General features: G+C 70.9%; 5 protein-coding genes. 2 read left to right on the plus strand and 3 right to left on the minus strand.

Translation table 11 applies throughout. From position 1 onward, the window contains the following. Nucleotides 1–478 (minus strand): lipoyl protein ligase domain-containing protein (locus AC1DY2_RS11790; RefSeq protein WP_476762605.1); only part of this gene is annotated, 478 nt, incomplete at its 3' end. Between the two features lie 63 nt (nucleotides 479–541). Here AC1DY2_RS11790 and AC1DY2_RS11795 point away from each other — a divergent pair. Next, nucleotides 542–1,183, plus strand: coding sequence for a histidine phosphatase family protein (locus tag AC1DY2_RS11795; protein ID WP_476762606.1), 642 nt, complete (start codon nucleotides 542–544; stop codon nucleotides 1,181–1,183). A gap of 6 nt (nucleotides 1,184–1,189) precedes the next feature. Here AC1DY2_RS11795 and AC1DY2_RS11800 read toward each other — a convergent pair whose 3' ends face one another. Continuing rightward, nucleotides 1,190–2,425, minus strand: a complete 1,236-nt coding sequence (locus AC1DY2_RS11800) for a glycoside hydrolase family 6 protein (RefSeq protein WP_476762607.1) — start codon at nucleotides 2,423–2,425, stop codon at nucleotides 1,190–1,192. 163 nt (nucleotides 2,426–2,588) lie between these two features. Continuing rightward, the gene (locus tag AC1DY2_RS11805) at nucleotides 2,589–3,437 is read right to left on the minus strand and encodes an alpha/beta fold hydrolase (RefSeq protein ID WP_476762608.1); all 849 of its coding nucleotides are present in this window, start codon (nucleotides 3,435–3,437) and stop codon (nucleotides 2,589–2,591) included. Between the two features lie 240 nt (nucleotides 3,438–3,677). Here AC1DY2_RS11805 and AC1DY2_RS11810 point away from each other — a divergent pair, with 240 nt between their 5' ends. Further along, on the plus strand, nucleotides 3,678–7,574 hold the full coding sequence (locus AC1DY2_RS11810) for an NPCBM/NEW2 domain-containing protein (RefSeq protein ID WP_476762609.1): 3,897 nt from the start codon (nucleotides 3,678–3,680) through the stop codon (nucleotides 7,572–7,574). Nucleotides 7,575–7,612: the final 38 nt, after the last annotated feature.

A 7,612-nucleotide genomic window follows, 5' to 3' on the forward strand; every position in this document is an offset into this window, starting at 1 on the left:
CCTCGGGATCGACCTCGTTCTTCACCGACTGGAAGCTGCCGATCACCACGGCCGACTCGTCCCACTCCCAGAACCGCAGCGTGGGCTTGCGGCGCCCCTCGCCGACCCGGGTGGCGAGCACCTCGTCGAGGGCGAGGTGGAGGCGCGGCGGCACGGCCTCGTCGTGCACGATCTCCCACTCGTAGTTCGACCAGGTCGTGGCATCCGTCAGTGCCCGTCGCACCGCCACGGCGATCGCCTCGGCCGAGAACCCGAGCATGACCGCGCCGTCGCGAAGGCCGGCCGTGACGGCCGCGGCGATCTGCTTGGCGTCGGATGCCGCGGGCAGGCCGTCGAGCGCCGCGTCGATGTCGGCCAGCGCCTCGTCGGGCTCGAGGAAGAAGTCGCCCGCGACCCGCGGACCGCGGATGACGCCGTCGACCACGTCGAAGTCGACGACCACGAGCTTGCCACCGGGAACCTTGTACTCACCGTGCATGGGCTCCAGCCTAGGGTCGGGCGCCACCGCCTACGATCGGAACAGGGAATCGGGGGTGCTCGGATGACGACGTTCTTCCTCGCGCGGCATGGCGAGACGGTCTGGCACGCGGAGCATCGGTACGCCGGCAATTCGAACGTCGGGCTCACGCAACGCGGTCTCGGACAGGCCGCCGCACTCGGCGCCTGGGCCGCCGAGGCGCAGCTCGACGCGATCGTGGCCTCGCCGCTCGACCGTGCCCGTCGGTCGGCCGCGCCCGCGGTGGAGACGACCGGCCTCGAGCTCCGCATCGACGAGCGCCTCGTCGAGATCGACTTCGGGGCGGCCGAAGGGCTCACTCCCGACGAGATCGCCGAGCGGTTCCCCGACGAGTGGAAGGCCTTCATGGAGGCGCCGGCGAGCAACCCGCTGCCCGACGGCGAACGTGGTCGTGACGGCATCGCGCGGGCCCTCCCCGTGCTCGACGACCTGGTGGCGGAGTTCCCCGACGGGCGGGTGCTCATCGTCGGTCACGCGACGCTGATCCGCCTGCTGTTCTCCGAGCTGGCGGGCATGGACCCCGACGGATATCGCGACCTGCTCCCCGTGCTCGGCAACTGCCACCTGACGACGATCGAGTACCCGTGGGCGACCGAGTCGCGCGCGATGCATCACCCGCGCATCCGCCTGCTCGGGTTCGACGTGCCGCCGTGGCGGGCGATCTGACTCCCGCTAGGGCGTGACCGCCGGCACCGCGTTGGCGATCAGCTCGTCGGCCATCTCGGGGAACCACTGCCCGGCAGCCGGGTCGAGCATGCCGCGCTCGGGATCCTCGGGACCGGGAGTGCCGCGGAGGCACTGCCCGTCGGACTCGCCGGGCACCTTCACCCACAGGTAGGCGTCGATGAGCTCGTCGCCCGTGTCGGCGGTGGGGCGCACGCCGAGGCCGCGGTCGGGCGGGTTGCACCACACCTGCGGGTCGGGGTAGACGGCCGTGGGCGTCCAGGGTCCGACGCCGTTGCGGCTGGTGTCCACGACGAAGTGCGCCTGCGTCGCCGGATCGCGAGTGACGCCCGTGTCGGCGTACGCCTGGTCGTACGCGGCATCCGTCAGCCCCCACGTCGAGAAGTCACCGGGGTTCGCGGGGAAGTACTGGCTCGCGCACCACTCGGGCTGCCACCACGAGTTCACCGACAGGTTGATGCAGTCCGAGATCCACGTGCCGAACTTCTGCTGGCGCTCGGTCGTCTCGTAGTTCGAGACGTTGAGGAAGAACCCGTCGGCGCGTTCGACGCCCGCCTTGATGAGCCGGTCGCTGATGTCGCCGACCCCGAGCCACGCGGAGTGCGTGCCGTCGAGGTAGACGGCGGTGTTCGGCAGCGCGGCGAAGGCGTCGACGGCGTGGTTCAGCATCGCGAAGCGGTCGGATGCCGCGGTGGCCGCGTCTGCCTCGGGAGGCTGGCACCACTCCTGCTGGCCGTTGACCGTCGTGTACCAGGGAATGATGCCGAGGCCGTCGGGCTCGAGGATGACCACGGCGTCCTTGTTGCCGATGCCCTTGGCGAAGCCGTCGATCCATGCGGTGTACTCGGCCGCAGAGGTGGCGCCTCCCGCCGAGTACTGGGCGCAGTCGCGGAACGGCAGGTTGTAGGCCACGAGCACGGGTACCTGCTTCGCGGCGTGGGCCGCGGCGACGACGCGCTTCACGTCGCGCTTGGCCTCGCTGGGCGTGCCGCCGTTGATCCAGGTCGCGCTCGGGAACGAGCCGAGCAGGAGCGCGTCGGCGCGGGCGTCGCCGCTGAGCGAGGCGGCGGCCTCGAGCGTGGTGCTCGAGGGGTTGGTCCAGAGCTCGGCGTCGGGCGAGAGCACGTCGTTCGCGGCCTGCGCGGGTGTCGCGGCCAGCAGGGCAAGGGTGAGGGCGGCGGCAGCGCCGAGCGCCGTTCGTCTCGCGAGGGATGGAAGCTGCATCGGTTCCTCCGGTGGTCGGCGTCGACCGTGATCGACGGCGGTGTCGAGGGTGAGAGCGCTCTCACGAGCGACCCGAGTACCAGACTCGTCCTCCGCGCCGCCGGTGTCAAGGGGTCGCCCGGCTCGCGCCCAACCGAAGCGAGCGGATGCCGCGTGCGCGCCCTCAGTCGACGGCGAACCGCTCGTCGAGCCAGCGGATGAGGTCGGCGCGAACCTCCTCGCGGTTCGTCTCGTTGAAGACCTCGTGCCGGGCGCCCTCGTACACGATGAGCGTCGCGTCGACGAGATGCGCGCGTCGGAGGTAGTCCTTCAACAGGGCCCGCGCGCTCCGTTCCCCCGCCACCGGGTCGTCCGACCCGATGAGGATGAGCAACGGCAACTCGGGCGGGATGCGCTTCGACGGCCGGGTGATGAGCGAGAACGACTGCGGCCAGCCGAACAGCTGCTGGAGGGTCCGATCCGTGGTGTGCGGATCCGCCACCCACGCCTCGGCTACGGCCGGGTCGCGGCTGAGCCACTCGACGTTGGTGCCGCCGGGGCGCGCGAAGCGCTTGTTGAGGTTCCCGATGTTCGTGTAGCCGAGCTGCAGCCACGCCGTACCGGTGAGGACCACTGCGTCATAGCGGTCGGGATTCCGGTTGACGACGTGCTGCGTCATGAACGAGCCCCAGGAGTGCCCGAGGATGACCAGCGGAAGGTCGGGTCCCTCGGCTTCGCGGATGACCTCGCCGAAGCGCTCGACGCCGGCGATCGCCGCGCGCATGCCGCCCGGTCCGGGCCGGCCGAGCCTGGCGAGGTCGCCGCCGTGCTGGTCGACGCCGGTGCGCCCGTGTCCGCGATGGTCGTCGGCCCACACGGAGTAGCCGGCGGCGTTCAGGGCTTCGATGAGCTCGCGGTAGCGGCCGATGTGCTCGCCGATTCCGTGCGCGAGCTGCACCACCGCCGTCGGCTCGGGCACCCGCCAGTTCTCGTAGTGGATGCGGATCCCGTGCGCGTCGGTGAACGTGGGCATGCGGCCATTGTGGCAGTCGCGCAGTCGCCGACCGCCCTCACCGGTGACATCTCCCGCGCCGGCGACGCGACGGCACGACGGACGGCGTGGGGGCGCCCGACGGACGACACGCCGACCCCACGCGAAAACGTCATCGAAATCCGCTGAATCCCTTGACCGGGGTGAAACAGAACTGATCTTATATGAGCGTTCCTGCGCCCTACAAATCACTATCAATCATTCTGGTGAAAGCGAGCAACGATGATCCTCCACCGAACACCACCTCCCGGAGGGCGCCGCAGAACGGCGCTCGCCGGTGTCTGCGCCCTCGTCGGGGCCGGCCTCCTCGCGACGGCCGGCGTCTCCCCGGCCCTCGCTGCGACGCAGATGGCGACGGATGCCGCGACGAGCGCCAACGCCACGGGCAGCGTCGCCGCCGCGGCATCCGGAACCGCCTCAGCCGCGGCGACGGCGCCGGCCACGACACCGATCGCGCCCAAGGCCGTCACCCCCGAGGTGCCGGTGGACCCCGCGGGCACGCCCCTCGGCGCCGTGTCGGCGGTCGAGCAGGACGGCGCGAGCGTCACCCTCACGGCCGAGCACGGCGCGATGCGCATCACGTTCCTCGACGACCGCACGTTCCGCCTCGAGGCGGACCCGAGCGGGAGCTTCACCGACCCGGCGAACACCCCGCAGGGCGACCCGGCCCGCACCGCCGACATCGTCGTCGGCGACGACAGCTTCGACGGCGCCGACGTGACGGTCACCGGATCCGAGACCGACGGTGGCCCGATCACCATCGCCACCGCCGATGTCACGGTGTCGATCGACCGGGCCACGGGGCAGTCCTCGGCAGCCCGCGCCGACGGCACGGTCATCTGGTCGGAGTCCGCGCCGATCACCTTCGGCGCCGCGTCGGCGACGCAGCACCTGGCGACGGTCGACGGCGAGCAGTTCATCGGCGGCGGCATGCAGAACGGCCGGTCGGTCCACACGGGCGCAACGATCAACATCGCGCGCAACTTCGACTGGGACGACGACGGCTACCCGAACGCGGTGCCGTACTACATGTCGTCCAACGGCTACGGCGTGCTCCGCAACACCTTCGCGCGCGGCACCTACGACTTCGCGGCGCACACCACGACGCACGAGGAGCGCCGCTTCGACGCGTACTACTTCGTGGGCGACTACAAGGCGTCGCTCGAGTCGTACACGCAGCTCACCGGCCGCCCCCTGCTGCCGCCGGTGTACGCCCTCGAGTACGGCGACGCCGACTGCTACAACCGCTCGAACCCCGGCTACAGCTCGTCGGGCTACGGTGATCCGCAGAACACGAAGCAGCGCACCCCGCAGGCCCTGAACATCGCGAAGCAGTTCGTCGAGCAGGACATGCCGGCGGGCTGGATGCTCGTGAACGACGGCTACGGATGCGAGTACCAGCAGCTGCCCGAGACGGTCGACTCGATCGAGGACCAGGCCGATCTCAAGGTCGGCCTCTGGACCCAGCGCTCGCTCACCAACCAGGAGTTCGAGGTCGGCGAAGCCGGCGTCCGCCTGCGCAAGCTCGACGTCGCCTGGGTCGGCTCGGGCTACCGCCAGGCGCTGACCGGTTGCGAGGCCGCCCATGACGGCATCGAGCAGTACTCCGACGCGCGCGGCACCGCCCTCATGGTCGAGGGCTGGGCCGGCGCCCAGCGCTGCGGCATGCAGTGGACGGGCGACCACAGCGGCAACCTCGACGCGGTGCGCTGGCAGGTCTCGGCGCTCACCGGCGCCGGCAACTCGGGTCTGGCCTTCACGACCGGTGACGTCGACGGCATCTTCGGCGGCTCGGCCGAGAGCTACGTGCGCGACCTGCAGTGGAAGGCGTTCGCGCCCGCGCTCTACTCGATGAGCGGCTGGGCCCAGACCGACAAGCGTCCGTGGATGTACGGCGACGAGGCGACCGCGATCAACCGCGAGTACCTCCAGCTCCGACAGGGGCTGATGCCCTACATCTACTCGCTCGCCGAGGAGTCCCACCGCACGGGCGTGCCCATGATGCGGTCGGTCGCGCTCGAGTACCCGAGCGACCCCGGCGCCTACAGCGTGGAGGCGAACAACGAGTTCCTGCTCGGCGACGACTACCTCGTCGCGCCCGTCTTCTCCGACACCGACGTGCGCAACGGCATCTACCTGCCCGCGGGCGACCAGTGGGTCGACTACTGGACGGGAGCGCTCCACGAGGGAGGCACGGTGCTCAACGGGCACCCGGCGCCGCTCGACCGGTTGCCCATCTTCGTGCGCGCCGGTGCGGTGATCCCGCAGGGCGTGGTCGAACGCAACGCGTCGCTCGTGCCCGAGGACGCGCCCATCACGCTCGTGACCTACCCGCAAGGCGAGTCGGAGTTCTCGCTCTACGAGGACGACGAGGTGACCCGCGCCTACGCCGACGGCGAGTCGAGCAGGCAGCGGTTCGCGGTCGACGCGCCGAAGGCGGGCAAGACCGGCACCGTGAAGATCGAGCTCGGGAAGCGCGACGGCGACTACGACGGCAAGGCCGACGCGCGGCCCTACCGGGTCGAGGCCCACACCGGCTCCGAGCCCAAGGTCGTCAAGCTCGGCAGCACCACCCTCCCCCGCGTCGACGACGCGGCCGCCCTCGACGACGGCCCCGGCTGGACGTACGAGGCCGACCGGGCCGGCGGCGTGGTGCTCATCTCGACGGGGGCGATCGCGTCCGACGCATCCGCTCGCCTCACCCTCACCGCCACGAGCGGCGTGGGCGGTCAGGAAGCGGATGCCGCCGCGGCATCCGTCGCCGTCGAACTCGCCGATCGGGTGTTCCAGGGGGAGCAGACCACCGTGACGGCGACCTTCCGCAACACCGGCACCAAGGCGAAGGACGACGTGGTGCTCACGCCGACGGCCCCCGAGGGCTGGACGCTCGTCTCGGCGACGGGCGACCAGGTGGGCACCGTGAAGAAGGGCGGCGAGGCCACGGCCGAGTTCACCTTCGAGGTGACGGATGCCGCGGCCGCCGACCTGCAGACCGTCACCGTCACGGCGGCGTACACGTCGCAGCGGCAACCGCGCACGGTGTCGGGGGCGAACCAGCTCTACGTCGCGTACGGATCACTCGCGGGCGCGTTCAACGCCGTGTCGATCACCGACCTCACCACCGCGAAGGCCGGCAACTTCGACGGCGGTGGCGCCTCCTTCTCGGCGGCGGCGCTGGCGGCGGCCAGGGCGACGCCCGGCGGCACGGTCACGGTGGGCACGGGCGACGCGGCGATCGCGTACACGTGGCCCGAGCCGGTCGGCACGCCGAACTCGGTGGCACCCGCGGGCCAGACCATCGCGGTGGGCGGTCAGGGCACGCACCTCGCGATCCTCGCGTCCGCGGCATCCGGCGGCGGAGTGAACCCCGAGCTCACGCTCACCTACACCGACGGCACGGTCTCGAAGCAGAACGTGTTCTTCCCGAACTGGCTGCCCCAGGCATCCGGGCTCGGTGGGGCGACGGTCGCGGTGAAGTCGCTCGGGCGCAACAGCGCGACGAACCCGAACGTGTACGAGTACCCGACGTACGGCTACCAGGTGTACTCGAACCTCGTGCGCCTGAACCCGTCGAAGGAGCTCGCGTCGATCGTGCTGCCGAACGAGAGCCGACTGAAGATCTTCGACTGGCAGGTCGTCGACCAGCCGCTGCCGCCGGCACCCACCGCGTCGGCGTGGGCGTCGGAGCTGAACTGGCTCAGCGCGACCAACGGCTGGGGGGTCATCGGCAAGGACGTGGCGAACAAGGACGCCGCGAACTCGCCCGACCTGCCGCTGAAGGTCAACTACACCGACCCGTCCACAGGCCAGTCGCCGGTGTACGCCAAGGGACTGGGCGTGCACGCGCAGTCGAAGATCACGTACTACGTGGGCGGCGAGTGCTCGGCGTTCACGGCACAGGTCGGCCTGGAGGCCGGGTTCGGCGGCAACGTCATCTTCAAGGTCGACGCCGACGGGGCCAACCGCTACCAGTCGCGCACGTTCACGCCCGGGTTCGCGCCCGAGTCGGTGAACGTCGACCTGACCGGCGTGCAGTACGTCGACCTCATCGTCGAGGCACCCGGCAGCATCAACGGCGCCCACGGCGTGTGGGGCGACGCGAGGTTCAGCTGCGACTGAGCGGATGCCGCATCGCGCGACCCGAGGGCCCGTTCCGC

It is taken from the genome of Agromyces sp. P1_H4, from assembly GCF_056405255.1.

What these genes read in the sequence shown, in the direction of transcription:
- AC1DY2_RS11810 (WP_476762609.1), top strand. Translation starts at nt 3,678, where the DNA reads ATGATCCTCCACCGAACACCACCTCCCGGAGGGCGCCGCAGAACGGCG.
- AC1DY2_RS11805 (WP_476762608.1), bottom strand. Translation starts at nt 3,437, where the DNA reads ATGCCCACGTTCACCGACGCGCACGGGATCCGCATCCACTACGAGAAC.
- AC1DY2_RS11800 (WP_476762607.1), bottom strand. Translation starts at nt 2,425, where the DNA reads ATGCAGCTTCCATCCCTCGCGAGACGAACGGCGCTCGGCGCTGCCGCC.
- AC1DY2_RS11795 (WP_476762606.1), top strand. Translation starts at nt 542, where the DNA reads ATGACGACGTTCTTCCTCGCGCGGCATGGCGAGACGGTCTGGCACGCG.